General features: G+C 61.9%; 19 protein-coding genes. 8 read left to right on the forward strand and 11 right to left on the reverse strand.

Features of this window, described 5'->3' with window-relative positions:
• Positions 1 to 55: 55 nt before the first annotated feature.
• From BLX41_RS23390 to BLX41_RS23420, 7 genes are all read right to left on the reverse strand, one after another.
• Positions 56 to 514, reverse strand: coding sequence for an Rsd/AlgQ family anti-sigma factor (locus BLX41_RS23390; RefSeq protein ID WP_011064170.1), 459 nt, complete (start codon positions 512 to 514; stop codon positions 56 to 58).
• A 207-nt stretch (positions 515 to 721) separates the two neighbouring features.
• Positions 722 to 1,243 (reverse strand): disulfide bond formation protein B, encoded by a 522-nt coding sequence (locus BLX41_RS23395; protein ID WP_123726792.1) that lies wholly within the window; start codon positions 1,241 to 1,243, stop codon positions 722 to 724.
• 165 nt (positions 1,244 to 1,408) lie between these two features.
• Positions 1,409 to 2,647 (reverse strand): heme biosynthesis protein HemY, encoded by a 1,239-nt coding sequence (locus BLX41_RS23400; RefSeq protein ID WP_123726793.1) that lies wholly within the window; start codon positions 2,645 to 2,647, stop codon positions 1,409 to 1,411.
• Positions 2,644 to 3,783: a uroporphyrinogen-III C-methyltransferase gene (locus tag BLX41_RS23405; protein ID WP_123726794.1), complete on the reverse strand. Its 1,140-nt coding sequence runs from the start codon at positions 3,781 to 3,783 to the stop codon at positions 2,644 to 2,646. The genes BLX41_RS23400 and BLX41_RS23405 overlap by 4 nt, the downstream gene beginning before the upstream one ends.
• A gap of 16 nt (positions 3,784 to 3,799) precedes the next feature.
• Complete coding sequence (locus tag BLX41_RS23410) at positions 3,800 to 4,567, reverse strand: uroporphyrinogen-III synthase (RefSeq protein WP_123726795.1); 768 nt, start codon at positions 4,565 to 4,567, stop codon at positions 3,800 to 3,802.
• Entirely contained in the window at positions 4,564 to 5,505 is a 942-nt protein-coding gene (gene hemC / locus BLX41_RS23415; protein WP_123726796.1) for a hydroxymethylbilane synthase, read from the reverse strand. Before hemC ends, BLX41_RS23410 begins: the two co-directional genes overlap by 4 nt.
• Positions 5,506 to 5,631: 126 nt before the next feature.
• Positions 5,632 to 6,378 carry a LytR/AlgR family response regulator transcription factor gene (locus BLX41_RS23420; RefSeq protein ID WP_123726797.1) on the reverse strand — a complete coding sequence of 249 codons (747 nt, stop codon included), beginning with the start codon at positions 6,376 to 6,378 and terminating at the stop codon, positions 5,632 to 5,634.
• A 624-nt stretch (positions 6,379 to 7,002) separates the two neighbouring features.
• On the opposite strand from BLX41_RS23420, the gene argH reads away from it, so the two are divergent.
• Positions 7,003 to 8,397 carry an argininosuccinate lyase gene (argH, locus tag BLX41_RS23425; protein WP_102862224.1) on the forward strand — a complete coding sequence of 465 codons (1,395 nt, stop codon included), beginning with the start codon at positions 7,003 to 7,005 and terminating at the stop codon, positions 8,395 to 8,397.
• Positions 8,398 to 8,457: 60 nt separating this feature from the next.
• On the opposite strand, the gene BLX41_RS23430 is transcribed toward argH, so the two are convergent.
• Entirely contained in the window at positions 8,458 to 9,105 is a 648-nt protein-coding gene (locus BLX41_RS23430; protein ID WP_123726798.1) for a glutathione S-transferase family protein, read from the reverse strand.
• Between the two features lie 125 nt (positions 9,106 to 9,230).
• Between BLX41_RS23430 and BLX41_RS23435 the strand changes: the two genes are divergently transcribed.
• The 3 genes from BLX41_RS23435 (at position 9,231) to BLX41_RS23445 (ending at position 12,968) form a co-directional block, all read left to right on the forward strand.
• Positions 9,231 to 9,515 carry a hypothetical protein gene (locus BLX41_RS23435; RefSeq protein ID WP_102862226.1) on the forward strand — a complete coding sequence of 95 codons (285 nt, stop codon included), beginning with the start codon at positions 9,231 to 9,233 and terminating at the stop codon, positions 9,513 to 9,515.
• Between the two features lie 193 nt (positions 9,516 to 9,708).
• On the forward strand, positions 9,709 to 9,954 hold the full coding sequence (locus BLX41_RS23440; RefSeq protein WP_123726799.1) for a TIGR02647 family protein: 246 nt from the start codon (positions 9,709 to 9,711) through the stop codon (positions 9,952 to 9,954).
• A 167-nt stretch (positions 9,955 to 10,121) separates the two neighbouring features.
• Positions 10,122 to 12,968, forward strand: a complete 2,847-nt coding sequence (locus BLX41_RS23445; protein ID WP_123726800.1) for a class I adenylate cyclase — start codon at positions 10,122 to 10,124, stop codon at positions 12,966 to 12,968.
• Between the two features lie 7 nt (positions 12,969 to 12,975).
• Here the strand turns inward: BLX41_RS23445 and rnk are convergent, their stop codons facing one another.
• The 3 genes from rnk to cyaY form a co-directional block, all read right to left on the reverse strand.
• Positions 12,976 to 13,389, reverse strand: coding sequence for a nucleoside diphosphate kinase regulator (gene rnk, locus BLX41_RS23450; RefSeq protein ID WP_011064182.1), 414 nt, complete (start codon positions 13,387 to 13,389; stop codon positions 12,976 to 12,978).
• 142 nt (positions 13,390 to 13,531) lie between these two features.
• Positions 13,532 to 13,765 (reverse strand): DUF1289 domain-containing protein, encoded by a 234-nt coding sequence (locus BLX41_RS23455; protein ID WP_102862228.1) that lies wholly within the window; start codon positions 13,763 to 13,765, stop codon positions 13,532 to 13,534.
• A gap of 4 nt (positions 13,766 to 13,769) precedes the next feature.
• Entirely contained in the window at positions 13,770 to 14,102 is a 333-nt protein-coding gene (gene cyaY / locus BLX41_RS23460; RefSeq protein WP_011064183.1) for an iron donor protein CyaY, read from the reverse strand.
• A gap of 239 nt (positions 14,103 to 14,341) precedes the next feature.
• Here cyaY and lptM point away from each other — a divergent pair, with 239 nt between their 5' ends.
• The 4 genes from lptM to BLX41_RS23480 all read left to right on the forward strand — a co-directional run.
• Complete coding sequence (gene lptM, locus BLX41_RS23465) at positions 14,342 to 14,500, forward strand: LPS translocon maturation chaperone LptM (protein WP_011064184.1); 159 nt, start codon at positions 14,342 to 14,344, stop codon at positions 14,498 to 14,500.
• Between the two features lie 9 nt (positions 14,501 to 14,509).
• Positions 14,510 to 15,757 (forward strand): diaminopimelate decarboxylase, encoded by a 1,248-nt coding sequence (gene lysA, locus BLX41_RS23470; RefSeq protein ID WP_123726801.1) that lies wholly within the window; start codon positions 14,510 to 14,512, stop codon positions 15,755 to 15,757.
• A 4-nt stretch (positions 15,758 to 15,761) separates the two neighbouring features.
• Entirely contained in the window at positions 15,762 to 16,592 is an 831-nt protein-coding gene (dapF, locus tag BLX41_RS23475) for a diaminopimelate epimerase (protein ID WP_123726802.1), read from the forward strand.
• 13 nt (positions 16,593 to 16,605) lie between these two features.
• A partial coding sequence (locus tag BLX41_RS23480; protein ID WP_185073732.1) for a DUF484 family protein occupies positions 16,606 to 17,151 on the forward strand: 546 nt, incomplete at its 3' end.

The following is a 17,151-nucleotide window of genomic DNA, read 5'->3' on the forward strand; positions in this document are numbered from 1 at the left end:
GAAACGAAAAACGGCACGCCAAGGCGTGCCGTTCCTTTACTGCTCCATCCTGTTCTCAGGCTTGAGCTACCGCTTCCTGCTTGTGGGCGTTATGCAGCACTTCGATCAGGCAATCTTCCAGTTCGAAGCGTTCGTGCAACAGGCCGCCCAGCTCCTTGAACTTCTGCGCCACGCACTGCCCCGCATCACACAGGTCGTTGAACGCCAGGAGCTTTTCAGTGATCACGTCGATGCGCGGATAGAGAGTATCGGCCAGCTCGAGCCCGCGCTTGTCGCCAAAGGCCTTGGCCTCGCTGGTGAGCTGTTCGTAGATTTCAAAATGACCGGCGGAAACGTAGTCCACCAGAATCCCGCAGAATTCCTGCAGCGGTTTCTTGCTCTCGCTCAGGGCTTCGGGCTCGGCGCCCAACGCATCATAGGCTCGAACCAGTTCGTGACGCTCCTGCAACCAACGGTCGATCAGCAGATGCACTCCACCCCAGCGTTCCTGAGCATTCTGACAACTTTCGAGCATGGTGATCTCTCTTCCCTTATGGGTCATGCCGCTTGCCCGCCGCCCCCCTTTGGAGACTCTGGATCCGGTCAGGCGCAACGGCATCGAGCAACATAATTCCAGTGACGCGTGCGGGCCAGATTATGCCCGCTCGACAACAGCATCAAGGTACGCAGGAGATAAAGTTCATACAAGCGTTTAATCCGCGCCCTCCCACCAAACAATGACTCAGGGCAACGCTGCAGCCTTGCGACTGGCTCGAGACAGGCGCAGCAGACGGTAGCCGCTGAAGATCAGCATGATCACGAAAAACAGCAGGCTCCACTCGGGCAGACTCATGTCGAGCAGGGTCCAGGTGACTTCCGCGCAGTCCGACGTCCCCATGAAAGTCAATTGCAGGGCCTGCCACCAGGACAGGTTGCGCAGCATGAACGGCATGTCCGGCAGGCAGGCCAGGAGTTGCTCGGAAGGAATGTTCTGCAGCAACACATGACGCCCGGCGGTGATCACTCCGACCACGCCCAGTATCAGGTTGAGCGCCCAGTAGACAGCTCGCCCCATGCGCCCCGGCCCCTGCACCACAGCCAGCAGATTGACGCCAGCGAACATCATCAGCAGCAGGCGCTGCACTCCCCATAAGGGGCAGGACTCCAGGCCGCCACCGGATTGCAGGTTGAACGCCGCCCACGAGGCAAAGGCCCCCACCAGGAACACCAGGGAGAACAGCAAGCGGGAGCCGGCCAGCGACATGAGATATCCGTAACGCAGAGAAACAGGCAGCCACGGTAGAGAAAGCGCTCGCTCCTTTCAAGGAGCGCTATGCCGCAGTGGGTCGACGATTGGCAGTGAATGAACCATCAAACCCGGGCAAAAAAGGCCGGTTGCCTGCAGCAGGCAACCGGCCCTGAAGACGCTTCAGATCCGTACCGGAACCGGCAACGGTGACGCCAGCAGGCGTTCGTCGAGCATTCCCAAGCCTTCCTGGAACAGTTGGTTGCTGCGCTCGGTATCACCCAACTGAGCCAGCAAACGAGCCAGCTCGGCACAGGCTTCAGGATTGCGCTGCAGGCGCAGGCTGCTTTCCAGATAGTCCCGGGCCTTGCCCCACAGACTGTTCTGCAGACACAGACGGCCCAGGGTCAGCAACAGACTCGGGTCGTCAGGATGCTCCTTCAACCAATGCTCGGCAGTCTGCAACTGACGTGAAGGATCGCTGCCCCGCACCAGCCCGTAAAGCCGTGCCAGATGGCTTTCATATTTGCGTTTGAGGGCTGTGCGCAGGGCCTCTTCAGCCTCGGCTCCCGCCCCCAGCTGACGCAGTTGCTCGGCGTAGGCCAGAACCAGTTGCGGCTCCTGGCGTTGCGCCGAGGTCAGTTGCTGCCAGGCACGGTTGAGAGACTGCAGGCCCGCTACCTGATCCTCTTCGCGCCGCGCCGCCAGGGTCAGGTTCTCACCCCAGGCGCGACGCTCCAGTTCCTGCAACTCGCTGGCCGGCAATGCCTTGTCCTTGCGCAACTCAGGCAGCAAACGGATCAGCGCCGACCAGTCGCCACGCTGTTGATGCAAGCGCTGCAACTGGCGCAGGACCTGAACGCTATGGGGATGGCGCTCATGCATTGCTTGCAGGGTGCTCAGGGCACCTTCGGTATCACCGCGATCGGTCTGCAATTGGGCATGACTCAGAGCCACCGCCAGCTCGGCCTGGGGCTGGCGGGTCAGCGCCCGTTCCAGCAACTGGTCGCACTCTTCATAGTGGCCTTGCTCGTTGGCGGCACGAGCCGCACCGAGGTAATACAGCAGCGGTTGACGTTCGGCTTCCGCGGCACGGTGCAGGTGTTTTTGCGCGCTGGCCCAACGACCTTCGGCAAGGTCCATCTGGCCCTGCTCGATGGCGATTTGCACCCGGCGGCTACGATTGCGCCGAGACCAGGGATTGACCACACCACCGGAGACCATCACCAGTTCGATCAGCAGCTTGATGCCCCAGATTACCAGCCAGATCAGCGCCACCAGGGCCAGGGTTGCCCACAGGCTCGATTCGTAGCGGAAGTTGCTGTAGGCGATCAGGACGTACCCGGGGTGCTCGGCGATGGCCAGTCCCAGCAGGCCGATGGCTGCAATGACCAGTAGAACGATCACATAGGCGCGCTTCATGGGCTCGTCTCCTGGGCGGTGTTCGCCGCAGGTTTGGCCAGAGGCTTGACTGAATCCTCAGCGTTCAGGTTGCGTCGCTCGAGATAGGCCTGGACCGTGCTCAGGGTCTTGGCCAGATCCGGGGTGACAACGGTCACCGGTTGCTTGCTCAGTTCGGACAAGCGCTCAAGCATGATCTTGCTTTGCGGATTGTCCTGATTGAAATTGCCGGTCAGCACATCGCGTGCCTCGGTCAGTGCCTGGGTATAGACCGCCGCCTGACCGTTCAAGGCAGCCCACTGGGCCTGTTCCAGCGCCAGGCTCAGGGCCAGGCGTACCTGGGTCAGCCCCTGGCCGGCCAGCAATGGACGGATGTTCTTGTCGGCATTGAAGTCGATACGGAAATAGCGGGAGACCTTATCCCACCACTGCGCCCAGCGGCTCGCACCATCACCGTCGGCAGTCAGCCCCAGCAGTGACTCGCCGCGGTCCTTGTACTCCGGCGCCACGGCGCTGAGTTCAAGGACCTGATCACGCAGGGCACCCAGTTGCAGGAACAGGCCGGTGCGATCCGGTTGCTCGGTGCTACGCAGGGCTGCCAGGCTCTTGGCCAACTGCTCGCGTGCCGCGAAGGAACCCGGGTCGTTCTGCTCCCGCAGGATATCGTCGGCGCCCTGGACCAGCGCCTGAGCGCTGCTGATGTCCTGCAGCGCAGACAGACGCAGGCTGGCCAGACGCAGCAGATGCTCGGCCTCGGCCAAACGCCAGTCCTTGCGGCTGGCGCCGAGCACGGTTTCCAGACGCTGATTCAAGCGCTGCTGATCACCTTGCAACTGGGCCACCAACCGCCGCCGGTCCTCTAGCTCATCGGCTGCCGGCAGTTGTTCCAGGCGTGCACTCAGGCGCTGCTCACTGAGTTTGAAACTCTGTGCCTGATCCCCCAGGGCCTGCAGCTGGCTCAGTTGCTGCTGGTTGTTGGCTTGCAGGCTGCGCACCTGCCAGATCCCCCAACCGCCGGCGGCGACACCCGCCGCCCCCAGCAGCAGGGCCAGTATCGCCAACCCGTTGCCACGACGTTCAACGGTTGGGGTCGTGGGTTCAGCAGGTGTTTCAGGCACCGGCCGGACTTCATCTTTAGGCAAGGCTGTTTCGCTCACGTATCCATCCTTTGCGTTAGAGAACGGGCACGGGTTGCTCCCGTAACGCCGTTAGCAAAGCCGCGGCACTGGCGCCGCGACAATCCACAACTTTTTCCGCCCCCGCGGCACGGGCCATTTCGGCAACCCGGGGGCTTGGAACAAACAACGGCATCTTCGCCAACTGCGACCAGGCTGGGCCGGCCAACTGCTGCAAGTGGCTCAAACCCTGCCCACTGCTGACCACCAGGCCGTTCAAGCGTTCCCCCTGAATCCGCTCAAGCAGCGCATCCTCGGGGTAATGCGGCAGGCACCGGCGGTAGAGTTCCAGATAATCGACACTAGCACCTAGGTCACGCAAGCGCTCAGAGAGCAGCTCACGCCCGCCTTCTCCGCGCACGATCAGCACACGTGGCTCAGGCCGCCGGATAGCCTCGCGCAATTGGGGAAGTTCAAGCAAGGCTTCGCTGTCATCGCCGGCTTGGGGATAAAACACTTGCAGGCCGGCATCCGCAAGGATCTGCCCGGTGCCGGCACCGACACTGAACCAGCTTTGAGCGGGGGGTTGGGGCCAATAGGCTCGCAACAGGTCCAGGCCAAGGTGCGCGGCAGGCTTGCTGACCACGATCAACGCACAGTAACGATCCAGCTCCAGCAGGATCGCTCGCTGCGAATCGCTGACGGGCAAGGCTTGAATCTCCAGTAACGGCAGGCTGCTGCTGAAGACACCGACCTCGGCCAGGGTCGCTGCCAATGCAGCGCTATCCTCGCTCGGCCGGGTCAGCAGCACGCGCCACCCGATCACTCTTCGCCCGCCTCGCCGTAGACCGCGCGCAGGATATCATCGGCGCCCTGGGCCAGCAGGTCGTCTGCCACCTTCACCCCCAGTTCAGTGGCCGACGCTCGCGGGCCACGCGCTTCGGCGCTCAACAGCAGGCCGCCGCTAGGCTCGCCGACCAGGCCACGCAGCCAGATCTGATCGCCCTCCAACACGGCGTAGCAGGCAATCGGAACCTGGCAGCCGCCGTTCAAATGCTTGTTCAGCGCTCGCTCGGCAGTCACCCGGCTGGCCGTGTCGGCATGGTGCAGAGGCGCCAGCAACGCGTGAATTTCAGTATCGGCGCTACGGCACTCGATGCCGACAGCACCTTGGCCACCGGCAGGCAGACTGTCATCGACACTGATGGACGAACTGATGCGGTCTTCGAAGCCCAGGCGGATCAGGCCGGCGGCGGCCAGGATAATCGCGTCGTACTCACCGGCGTCCAACTTGGCCAGCCGAGTATTGACGTTGCCCCGCAGAAAACGAATCTGCAGGTCAGGGCGACGGGTCAGCAGTTGGGCCTGGCGACGCAGGCTGGAGGTACCCACCACACAGCCTTCCGGCAATTGCTCGAGGCTGGCGTAGGTATTGGAGACGAAAGCGTCACGTGGGTCTTCGCGCTCGCAGATGCAAAACAACCCCAAGCCTTCGGGGAAGTCCATGGGCACGTCTTTCATCGAATGCACGGCGATGTCGGCCTGGTTTTCCAGCAGTGCTGTTTCCAGCTCCTTGACGAACAGGCCCTTGCCGCCGATCTTCGACAAGGGCGAGTCCAGCAGTTTGTCACCGCGACTGACCATGGGCACCAGGGTCACGACGAGGCCCGGATGGGCCTCTTGCAGACGGGCTTTGACGTATTCGGCCTGCCACAAGGCCAGTGCACTTTTGCGGGTAGCGATGCGGATTTCGCGAGAGGACATGGATCAATCCGTACTGAATAGATACGGCAGATAATAACAGCTCAGCCAAAGCAGCTTTGACTTGTATCAGAAACGCAGCGTCCTCCCGACGCCAGGCTTGCCTTTTTGCGGGCCTTGAGTCTCGGTCTAGAGCTGCTGCATCATCTTGCGCACACCCGCCACATGGCGCCGGCTGACGATCAGGGCATCGCCATTGAGTCCCTTGAGGTACAGCTGGAAATGCCCCAGGGGCGTACGCTGCAGACGTTCGATCCGCTCGCGGGCCACCAGCGCATTGCGATGAATACGTACAAAGCGTTCACCAAACTCGTCTTCCAATGCCTTCAATGGCTCATCCAGAAGCACTTCGCCGCTTTCATGGCGCAAGGTCACGTACTTGTGGTCGGCAATGAAATACACCACCTGAGCCAGAGGAATCAGCTCGATCCCCTTACGGGTGCGGGCACTGATGTGACTACGCGGGCCATTGCCGCTTTCCGCCGCCGGCCGGGTCAGGGCCGCCAACTGCACACGATTGGGCTTCTCGGCCTTTTTCAGCGCCTCCAGCAGCAGCTCTGGGCGCACGGGCTTGACCAGATGGCCGACCCCACTGGCATTGAAAGCCTCCAAGGCGAATTCGTCCGGGGCCGCGCAAAACACCAGCGCCGGAGGCGTCTCGCGTTCGCACAATTTTCCGGCGACCTGCAGACCGTCCAGACCCGGCATGCGGACATCGAGCAAGACGATATCCGGCTTCAGGCTCTCGATCAGGCTCAGTGCCTCTTCGCCATTGGTGGCGCTGGGCTCCAGGACACTGTATCCCTCAAGCTCACTGACCATTCGGCTCAGGCGCTCGCGGGCTAGGGGTTCGTCATCAACGATCAGGACATTCATATTGCGCTGGATTCCTGCGTGAGTCTCGCACAAGGATAGCGTAGACAGGTGGAGTGACGTCCGTCACGGCGATCCACGCTAAGACTAGTGCGAAGGCCAAAAAGTGCCGCAAGTCGGGCACCAATATTTACCCGTACCTGCCCAATACCGTCCAAGGTCGGTGGATGCGCGACGGCGTCGCAGGGAATGCTGGTATTCAACACAAAGCCCCCCTCGTTACTGTGGTCGGCGTCCACCCTGGCCACGCCCGCCTCGTTTCATGGGCGGGTTGCATGGACCTGCGCGGAGTGAACTCGATGAACAGACCCAGTGCGAACACGCGAGCGGTGTTACGCAATTGTGCCGGTCCTCCTGTCCAACTGTAGACGGTTGCCAAGACGATATTGCTCAATCGATAAATATCGTTTGATCGATATCACCTTCCGCACTCAAGGCGCCCCTGCCCCGGTGCGCTCCGGATTGTGCCGATCTCAGTCTCTGCGCCCTCGGGGCCGGCGGCAAGCCATGCAGCGCAGGCCAGGAGAAAAAAGCTGCCGACCAGTGCCAGCGACAGCCCAGGCAACCCTGTTATTATCGGCGCCTGTTTTTTACGCCATCTTCCTTCAGCAGATCACGAGCGAATTCATGAGCACTGACAAGACCAATCAGTCCTGGGGCGGCCGCTTCAGTGAACCCGTCGACGCCTTCGTCGCCCGCTTCACCGCCTCTGTCACTTTCGACCAGCGCCTGTATCGCCACGACATCATGGGCTCTATCGCTCATGCCACGATGCTGGCCAAGGTTGGTGTGCTCACCGACGCCGAGCGTGACAGCATCATCGACGGCCTGAAGACCATCCAGGGCGAGATCGAGGCCGGCAGCTTCGACTGGCGCGTGGACCTTGAAGACGTGCACATGAACATCGAAGCGCGCCTGACCGATCGCATCGGCATCACCGGCAAGAAGCTGCACACCGGTCGCAGCCGCAATGATCAGGTGGCCACCGACATCCGCCTGTGGCTGCGGGACGAAATCGACCTGATCCTGGCCGAGATCACCCGCTTGCAGAAAGGCCTGCTGGAGCTGGCCGAGCGCGAAGCCGAGAGCATCATGCCGGGCTTCACTCACCTGCAGACCGCCCAGCCCGTGACCTTCGGCCACCATATGCTGGCCTGGTTCGAAATGCTCAGCCGCGACTACGAGCGCCTGGTGGACTGCCGCAAGCGCACCAACCGCATGCCCCTGGGCAGCGCTGCGCTGGCCGGCACCACCTACCCCATCGACCGCGAGCTGACCTGCCAACTGCTGGGCTTCGAGGCCGTGGGCGGCAACTCCCTGGACAGCGTTTCGGACCGTGACTTCGCCATCGAATTCTGCGCCGCCGCCAGCGTGGCGATGATGCACCTGTCGCGCTTCTCCGAAGAGCTGGTGCTGTGGACCAGCGCGCAATTCCAGTTCATCGATCTGCCGGACCGTTTCTGCACCGGCAGCTCGATCATGCCGCAAAAGAAAAACCCCGACGTGCCGGAGCTGGTACGGGGCAAGAGCGGTCGGGTGTTTGGCGCACTGATGGGCCTGCTGACCCTGATGAAGGGCCAGCCCCTGGCGTACAACAAGGACAACCAGGAAGACAAGGAACCGCTGTTCGACGCCGCCGACACCCTGCGCGACTCGCTGCGGGCCTTCGCCGACATGATCCCGGCCATCAAGCCCAAGCACGCCATCATGCGTGAAGCGGCACTGCGCGGCTTCTCCACCGCCACCGACCTGGCGGACTACCTGGTGCGCCGTGGCCTGCCATTCCGTGACTGCCACGAAATCGTCGGCCATGCCGTGAAGTACGGTGTGGAGACTGGCAAGGACCTGGCAGAAATGAGCCTGGAAGAACTGCGCAAATTCAGCGACCAGATCGAGCAGGACGTGTTTGCCGTGCTGACCCTGGAAGGTTCGGTGAATGCCCGTAACCACATCGGCGGCACCGCTCCAGCTCAGGTCCGGGCTGCTGTAGCTCGCGGCCAGGCGTTGCTGGCCAGCCGCTAAGCACCCTGCCCGCAGGGGCCGGCAACCCTCTGCCGGTCCTTGCAAGCTGGCTGCCCGGCGCTAGCGCCCCGATCGCCTGGCGGTAATAAGCGCAGCCTTGTCAGCGGCAATCCGCCTGGCATTGGGCGTCTGTTCCAGGCGCTCCAACAGGGCCCTGGCCTCTGGCATATCGGCCAGAAAATCGATCCCGAACAGCTTGTCCCCGACTACCAGGGCCAGGTTCACGCTGTACTGGAAATACAGGTCCGCCACGCTCAGGCTGGTACCCGCCACATAAGGCGCGAACCGGGCATGCCGGCGCAATGCGGCAAAGCCCTGCAGCAATTCGATTCCGGCCTTTTCCTTGATCGCCTCGGGCAACGTCGCACCGAAGAACACTTCGGGGAAACAAGCCCGGGCCGGCAGCTCGATATAGAGTTCGATCTCCTTGGCCAGTGCCAGCACCTGGGCCCGTTCGAAGGCATCTCCCGGCAGCAGCGCCGGCTCAGGATGGACCTGCTCCAGGTAGTCGAGAATCACGCTGGTTTCGCTGATAAAGCCCTGCTCCACTTCCAGCACCGGAACCTTGCCCCGGGGACTGATGGCCAGCGCCTCGGGGCTTTGGCCGGCGTAGAACAGCACTTCCTCGAAGGGCAGGCCCTTTTCCAGCAGGGCCAGTTTGACCATGTTGTAGTAATTGCTGATGGCGAACCCATAAAGCTTGAACATCCCATAGCCTCCAGGCCGTGCAGGGGGTCGGCAGGGCTTTTTATAGAAGGTTAATCCGCTTCTGACCAGCAGCATCCAGCCTCTGAATACGAGTAAACTGGCGACCTTTCCTTGAGGAGCCTGCCATGAGCGAGCCAACCGATATCGACAACGACGAAGAAGAGTTCGCCGAAAACACCCTGATCGAAGCAATCGAGAACCAGATCGAAAGCGACAATCCGCCAGCGGCCAAGGCTACCTTCAACAAGCTGACCCTGGTGGGCTACGAGCGGGAAGAAATTCTCAATCTGATGGCCCACGTCCTGGCTGTCGAGATCGATGCGATCCTCGAGGAAGACCGCGCCTTCGATACCCAATGGTACGAAGCCGCGCTGCGCGCCCTGCCGGAACTGCCTCCCGAGAAGCAGTAAGCCAGTATCACCGGAGCGCTGCCCGCAGCAACGCTCCGGCACGCCACTCCCGACCTGACTACACTGCAGGCACCCTGCGGCCAAAGACCGCTGCTCCCAGGTACAAAAGTCCTCAGCGAACGCTGGACACGCCGCCGTTCTGCGGTCACCTTAAGAACGCTGACCTCTCATTCCTAGAAAGTCTGGAGTCCTTATGTCGTATACCCCTGAGCTGGTTGCCGAACTGGAAATCCTTGCACTCTTCAACCTGGACAACTCCCAGGAAGGCCTGAAAATCCATCAGACCGCTGCCCCTTCGGCCATCGCCGCCGCCCAACGCCTGTTTGACAAAGAACTGCTCACCCAACCCGATGGGGGCTACCTGACCAGCCTGGGCCGGGATGCAGCCGAGCATGCCCAAGGCCTGCTGACCATCCTGAGCGTCAAAGAAACCGCCTGAACACCGCTCCTCGGCCTGCGGGGTTCCCGTCTGTCGGATTCCGTAGGCACCCTCCCGCCAATACGCTAGAAATCTGGCGTCAAAAAACAAAATGAGCTTAAGGCTCAGCCTTGTCTGACGATAAACTGCTGCCGTCCTCAAACCGCCACGTTCGAGCTCCGCTTGAAATGCCCCATACCCATGAAATCCGTCCCGATCTGGATGAAGGAATCGATCGCAAGGTTCTCAGTCGACTGCGCGCGCGTTTTCTCACCCTCAATGCAGGACGCATGGCCCGGGCAATGGAAGGGTTGTCGGCGCGCCAGCAGTTGGTCATCAACCTGCTGCCACTGTTCTTTCACGTCAATCATCCACTGCTGCCCGGTTACGTTTCCGGCACTACCCCGGCGGGGCTGTCCAACTACGAGCCCGACGCACAAGCCCTGGCTGAAGCCCAGCGTCTGACCCGCTCCTTTTCCTACAAGCCTCGTCATGGCAACCCACCCCGGCCGATCCACGGCCTGTTTCTCATGGGCAGTCTCGGCACCCTGGCTCAGGCTGACCAAAGCGACATGGATGTCTGGGTTTGCCATGCCCCGGACCTGAGCGAAACCGAGCTGACCGAACTGCAGAAGAAATGCCAGTTGCTGGAAGCCTGGGCCGCGGGCCAAGGCGCCGAGGCGCATTTTTTCCTGATCGACCCCAGCCGCTTTGTCCGCGGCGAGCGGGATACACAGCTGAGTTCGGATGATTGCGGCACCACCCAGCACTACCTGCTGCTGGACGAGTTCTACCGCACGGCTATCTGGCTGGCCGGACGCACCCCCCTGTGGTGGCTGGTACCGGTGTACGAGGAGAGTCGCTACGAGCGGTATATCCACACGCTGCTATCCAAACGTTTTGTCCCCGCCGAGGAGAACCTCGACCTGGGCCACATGGCACGCATCCCTCCTGGGGAGTTCATCGGTGCTGGACTCTGGCAGCTATTCAAGGGCATCGAGTCGCCCTACAAGTCGGTGCTCAAGCTGCTGCTGATCGAGGTCTACGCCAGCGAGCATCCCAAGGTCCAGTGCCTGAGCCTGCGCTTCAAGCAGGCGGTATTTGCCAACCGCCTGGATCTGGACGAGCTCGACCCCTACATCGTGGTCTATCGACGCATCGAGGAATACCTCAAGGCCCGTGGCGAGCCCGAGCGTCTGGAGCTGGTGCGGCGCAGCCTGTACCTCAAGGTCAACCGCAAGCTTTCCAGCGGCAACGGCGCTCGCAGTCCGAGCTGGCAACGGGCGCTGCTTGAGCGCCTGGCCAGTGAATGGGGCTGGGATCAGCGCCAACTGGCCCTGCTGGACAGTCGCAGCCAATGGAAGGTACGCCAGGTCAGCAGTGAGCGCCGGGCGCTGGTCAACGAGCTCAACTACAGCTACCGCTTCCTGACCCAGTTCGCCCGCACCGAACAGGCCGCCAGCCTGATCAACAAACGCGACTTGAACGTGCTGGGCCGGCGCCTGTACGCGGCATTCGAACGCAAGGCGGGGAAAATCGAGTTCATCAACCCCGGTATCGCTCCAGACCTCGCGGAAGACACCCTGACCCTGGTGCAGTCGCCGAACAAGAAAGAACCGGGACAGACTCACTGGGGCCTGTACAACGGCAATCTGACCGCCCTGGAGTGGGAGCACTTCGCCCCGATCAAGCGCAGCCGTGAATTGCTTGAGCTGCTGACCTGGTGCCATCGCAACGGAGTGATCGACAGCAGCACGCGCCTGGCCCTGCACCCTGGCAGCAGCGACCTGAGCGAATTCGAGCTGTTCAACCTGCTCGGCAGCCTGCAACAGACCGTGGCCCTGCCATTGACCACTGTCGGCGAAGAGCAGTTGCTGCATGCCAGCGTGCCCGGCGAAGTGCTGATTCTGGTGAACGTCGGAGTCGACCCGCTCAAGCATCACCGCGACCTGAATATTCTCATGACCACCGAGCGCACCGACTCTCTGAGCTACGCCGGGGTGCGGGAGAACCTGGTGCTGACCCTGGATCAGGTCACCCTCAATAGTTGGAACGAGGTCATGGTCGGCCGCTACGACGCTGAACATGCATTGCTCGATTGCCTGCGGGACTACCTCAACAACCTGCCGTCCGACTCACAACCACGACTGCGGGTTCGCTGCTTCTGCCACAACCGCGCGCAGTTCATCGCCCGGCGGGTGGAGGAGCTGTTCGAAACCGCGCACCACCTCCTGCTCAGTCAGCTCAACTACCGCTACCTGATCCAGGTTCAGCAGCACTTTCACGTCCTCGAACTGGTGCCCGGCCAGGTTCGGCATCGGGCCATGGCGACACCCGCCGCGCTCCTTGAATACCTGGGCCAGGAGCAAACCCGCTACAGTCCCCTGCACCTCGATCCGATGGCCCTGGAAGATCACGATCTGGCGCTGATTCTGCCCATGGGCCAGCCGGATTGCATTCAGGTGTTCTACCGAATCATCGAGCACCATGCCGAGCTCTATGTCCTCGATGAGCACAACGCTCTGTGGCAGCAGACCCTGCCCTACCACGACGAACAAAGCCTGCTGGTGCCCCTGCAGCGCTTCCTGCAGTCGATCCTCTACCGCCGAGAAGCGCTCCTGTCGATGGACAGTAGTCAGGGCGAGAAACCTTTGGACACACTCTACTTGCAGATACTGCCCTCAGGCACGGGTCGGGCGCGCCGGGTAGAGCCGCGACCAGCACCGGCGACACCCGTGGACAAGGCCTTTTATGACGTGCAGGCGATCATCGGCAAGGCTGCACCTGGCCAGGTGCAAGTCTCGCTGTACTGCAATCAACGGGAGTTTTCCGAATTGGAGTATGGCAACCAGCTGTTCAGCGCGGTGGCCCAGGAAATCGTCGGACAGCGCCGGGAACCGGAGCGCTATCGCTGCTACATCACCGATCTGGACCTGTCCGGCCTGCTCGGTGATGGGCAAAGTTCGAGCATTGTGTATCTGCGCTACAAGGCCAGCCTGGAGCGCGCACTGAACGACGCGCTCGAGCAGGTCTAGCCGCAAATCAGAGGTGGTAGTCGCCCGCGGCTTCCGGCTGGTATTCCACTTCCAGCAGGGTCAGCTTCAGAGTCTTGCCACCCGGCGCCGGCCAGTCGATGTATTGACCAACCTGCAAGCCCAGCAAAGCGCTGCCCACGGGTGCAAGGATCGAAATCTTGCCTTCGTCGGCGTTGGCGTCCTGTGGATAAACCAGGGTCAGGTGGTAGTCCTTGCCACTGCTTTCTTCACGGCAATGCACACGCGAGTTCATGGTTACGACACCGGCCGGGACTTCATCGTGACCCACCAGCGTTTCGGCACGATCCAACTCGGTTTGCAGTGCAATGACACCTGGCAGCGAGTCGTCCAGGCTGTCGATCAGGCGCTCCAGACGTTGCACGTCAAGGCGGGTAAGGATGATGGATGGTGCAGTACTCATGATCCTGGCTGACTCCTATTTTTTCTGCACAAAAAAGCAAAACCCCGCCAAATAAGACGGGGTTCTCACCGGCCTCGATGTAGCGAGGCGAAGTCGGACACTATCACAGCACACTGAATAAACAAACCGTACCAGTACGAACCTAAAGTCCCCCGGCGGTACCGCTCTGTTTGCGCTGCAGCGCCTGGGCGCAGATCACCCGCCGCCGCTCGTCATCGGCCGAACGCCACTCGCGAATGTCCTCCACATGGCGGAAACAGCCGCGGCAGACCTTCTCTTCATCGAGACGGCACAGACTGATGCACGGCGAACTGACCGCCGGGCTGACATTGCTGTAGAGCGGCTTGGGCGGTCGGGCTGCGGCAGGCTGAGTCACGACGTCAGAGACCTTCGAACTCGAGCTTGATGTCCGCCTGTTCGAGAACGATGCGCTCCAGCATCTCCCCCAACTGCTCTTCACTCTTGTCGCACATCCAGCGCTCGCTTTCCTCGTCGTAGTCGAAGTGGAAACCACCGGAGCGAGCGGCCAGCCACAGTTGGCGCAAAGGCTCCTGGCGGCTGAAGATCACCTGGCTGCCGTTGTCGAACTTGACGGTGAGCACCCCGGCGGAACTTTCCAGGTCGATGTCCAGGTCGCTCTCATCGAAAATATCCTCCAGCGTCTGCTGGGTGGCATCCACCAGGTCGTGAAAACGGGCTTCGGTCAAACTCATTGCGGGAACCTCAAAAAGTGTCTACTCACGCTCAAGCGCCGCAAGATACGGGCGCTCCCCGGCGAATGCAAAGGATACCGAACAGGCGGATAAATGCGACGTCCATTGTGTCGGGAGCCGACCAAAGCCTCCGAGCAGCCCCTGGCAAAGGCCCGCTGGACGGGAGTTACGCTGCATAGGCAAGCTGCCGGGTGGCCGGTATACTCGGGCGCAATTTACGCATTCTCAAGGATTTCGCCATGAAGCGCCTGATCTCTTCCCTTGCTGCGCTCGTCGCGGTTGCCTGCCTTGTTACCGCCTGCGGCCAGAAAGGCCCGCTGTATCTGCCTGATGACAGCAAATCCCCTGAAGAACAGGCGAAATCGCAATCGCAGTCGCACAAGCACGACACCTACTAAGGGCTCACCATGGACGCTTTCAACTACCGCGACGGTGAGCTGTTCGCGGAAGGCGTAGCCCTGTCCGCCATTGCCGAGCGTTTCGGCACGCCGACCTACGTCTATTCCCGGGCGCACATCGAGGCCCAGTACCTGGCCTATGCCGAGGCGCTGGCGGGCATGCCGCACCTGGTCTGCTTCGCGGTAAAAGCCAACTCCAACCTGGGCGTGCTGAATGTCCTGGCGCGCTTGGGCGCGGGTTTCGACATCGTCTCCCGGGGCGAGCTGGAACGCGTCCTGGCGGCTGGCGGCCAAGCCGACAAGATTGTCTTTTCCGGCGTCGGCAAGACCCGTGACGACATGCGCCGGGCCCTGGAAGTGGGCGTCCATTGCTTCAACGTCGAATCCGCCGAAGAGCTTGAGCGCCTGCAGCTGGTGGCCGCCGAGCTGGGTGTTCGCGCGCCGATCTCGCTGCGGGTCAATCCCGACGTGGATGCCGGTACCCACCCGTATATCTCCACCGGGCTCAAGGAAAACAAGTTCGGCATCGACATTGCGACAGCCGAGGACGTGTACATCCGCGCCGCACAGTTGCCGAACCTGGAAATCGTCGGTGTCGACTGCCACATCGGCTCGCAACTGACCACCCTGGAGCCCTTCATCGACGCCCTCGACCGCCTGCTGGACCTGGTGGATCGTCTTGGCGAATGCGGCATCTACCTGCGCCACATCGATCTGGGTGGCGGTCTGGGTGTCCGTTATCGCGACGAAGAGCCACCATTGGCCACCGACTACATCAAGGCCGTGCGTGAGCGCCTGGATGGCCGCGACCTGGCCCTGGTATTCGAACCGGGCCGCTTCATCGTGGCCAACGCCGGTGTACTGCTGACCCGGGTCGAGTACCTCAAGCACACCGAACACAAGGATTTCGCCATCGTCGACGGCGCCATGAACGACCTGATCCGCCCAGCGCTGTACCAGGCCTGGATGGATGTCAGTGCCGTCCAGCCACGGGATGCCGGACCCCGCACCTACGACATCGTCGGACCGATCTGCGAAACCGGCGACTTCCTCGCCAAGGAGCGCTCCCTGGCCCTGGCCGAGGGTGACCTGCTGGCGGTGCATTCCGCTGGTGCCTATGGTTTCGTCATGAGCTCGAACTACAACACCCGCGGCCGTGCCGCAGAAGTACTGGTCGATGGTGACCAGGCTGTTGAAGTGCGTCGCCGCGAGACGGTAGCCGAGTTATTCGCTGGCGAAAGCCTGCTGCCGGAGTAAGACCATGCTGCTGCGTTTTACCAAGATGCACGGCCTGGGCAATGACTTCATGGTTCTCGACCTGGTCAGCCAGCACGCGCATATTCTGCCCAAGCACGCCAAACAATGGGGTGATCGCAATACCGGAATCGGCTTCGATCAACTGCTGATCGTCGAGGCTCCGAGCAACCCGGACGTGGACTTCCGCTATCGGATCTTCAACTCCGACGGCTCCGAAGTGGAACAGTGCGGCAACGGTGCCCGCTGCTTCGCCCGCTTCGTACTGGACAAGCGCCTGACCACCAAACGTCAGATCCGCGTGGAAACCAAGAGCGGCGTCATCGAACTCGATGTACGCAACGACGGCCAGATCAGCGTCAACATGGGTGCTCCGCGCCTGGTGCCAGCGGACATTCCGTTCCAGGCACCGGTCCAGGCCGACAGCTACACGCTGGACGTCGACGGCCTTCAGGTCGAGCTCGCAGCCGTGTCCATGGGCAACCCCCACGCCGTGTTGCGGGTGGATGACATCAACAGCGCGCCGGTGCACGAACTGGGGCCGAAGATCGAACATCACCCGCGCTTCCCGGCGCGGGTCAATGTCGGTTTTCTCCAGGTTCTGGACCGTCAGCGCGCGCAATTGCGGGTCTGGGAACGCGGCGCCGGGGAAACCCAGGCCTGCGGTACCGGTGCCTGTGCAGCGGCTGTGGCCGCGATCAGCCAGGGGTGGATGGATTCGCCCCTATTGATCGACCTGCCGGGCGGGCGCCTGTCCATTGAATGGGCAGGCCCCGGCCAACCGGTGATGATGACCGGCCCGGCAGTCCGCGTATACGAAGGACAGGTGCGTCTATAAGTGAGCGAAATCCATGACTGATCAGCCGCAGGCTCCCGCCGAAACGCCCGACGAATCACCGTCCGCAAACCTGGAGGCGGCAGCCGTTGCCGCCTACCTGGAGGCCCATCCGGACTTCTTCGTCGACCACGACGAACTGCTCCCGGCCTTGCGCATCCCCCACCAGCGCGGCGATACCGTGTCGCTGGTGGAGCGACAGATGAAGATCCTGCGCGAGCGCAACATCGAGATGCGCCATCGCCTGTCACAGTTGATGGACGTGGCCCGGGACAACGACCGACTGTTCGACAAGACCCGTCGCCTGATCCTCGCCCTGATGGACGCCACCAGCCTGGAAGAGGTGGTGATGAGTGTCGAAGACAGCCTGCGCCAGGATTTCCAGGTGCCCTTCGTCAGCCTGATCCTGTTCAGCGACAGCGCCATGCCGGTAGGCCGCTGGGTCTCGGCCGCCGAAGCCCAGGGCGCCATCGGCGGCCTGCTGTCGGAAGGCAAGAGTGTCAGCGGTAGCCTGCGCGAGCACGAACTGGACTTTCTCTTCGGCGAAGAACAGCGCAAGCAG

This window comes from Pseudomonas protegens (genome assembly GCF_003732485.1).
Taxonomy (GTDB): Bacteria; Pseudomonadota; Gammaproteobacteria; order Pseudomonadales; family Pseudomonadaceae; genus Aquipseudomonas; species Aquipseudomonas protegens_B.

Coding starts and splice junctions, on each gene's coding strand:
- cyaY (WP_011064183.1), bottom strand. CDS start 14,102: ATGAGTTTGACCGAAGCCCGTTTTCACGACCTGGTGGATGCCACCCAG.
- BLX41_RS23435 (WP_102862226.1), top strand. CDS start 9,231: ATGAGCGAGCCAACCGATATCGACAACGACGAAGAAGAGTTCGCCGAA.
- BLX41_RS23440 (WP_123726799.1), top strand. CDS start 9,709: ATGTCGTATACCCCTGAGCTGGTTGCCGAACTGGAAATCCTTGCACTC.
- dapF (WP_123726802.1), top strand. CDS start 15,762: ATGCTGCTGCGTTTTACCAAGATGCACGGCCTGGGCAATGACTTCATG.
- lptM (WP_011064184.1), top strand. CDS start 14,342: ATGAAGCGCCTGATCTCTTCCCTTGCTGCGCTCGTCGCGGTTGCCTGC.
- BLX41_RS23445 (WP_123726800.1), top strand. CDS start 10,122: ATGCCCCATACCCATGAAATCCGTCCCGATCTGGATGAAGGAATCGAT.
- hemC (WP_123726796.1), bottom strand. CDS start 5,505: ATGTCCTCTCGCGAAATCCGCATCGCTACCCGCAAAAGTGCACTGGCC.
- lysA (WP_123726801.1), top strand. CDS start 14,510: ATGGACGCTTTCAACTACCGCGACGGTGAGCTGTTCGCGGAAGGCGTA.
- BLX41_RS23430 (WP_123726798.1), bottom strand. CDS start 9,105: ATGTTCAAGCTTTATGGGTTCGCCATCAGCAATTACTACAACATGGTC.
- BLX41_RS23390 (WP_011064170.1), bottom strand. CDS start 514: ATGCTCGAAAGTTGTCAGAATGCTCAGGAACGCTGGGGTGGAGTGCAT.
- BLX41_RS23420 (WP_123726797.1), bottom strand. CDS start 6,378: ATGAATGTCCTGATCGTTGATGACGAACCCCTAGCCCGCGAGCGCCTG.
- rnk (WP_011064182.1), bottom strand. CDS start 13,389: ATGAGTACTGCACCATCCATCATCCTTACCCGCCTTGACGTGCAACGT.
- argH (WP_102862224.1), top strand. CDS start 7,003: ATGAGCACTGACAAGACCAATCAGTCCTGGGGCGGCCGCTTCAGTGAA.
- BLX41_RS23395 (WP_123726792.1), bottom strand. CDS start 1,243: ATGTCGCTGGCCGGCTCCCGCTTGCTGTTCTCCCTGGTGTTCCTGGTG.
- BLX41_RS23400 (WP_123726793.1), bottom strand. CDS start 2,647: ATGAAGCGCGCCTATGTGATCGTTCTACTGGTCATTGCAGCCATCGGC.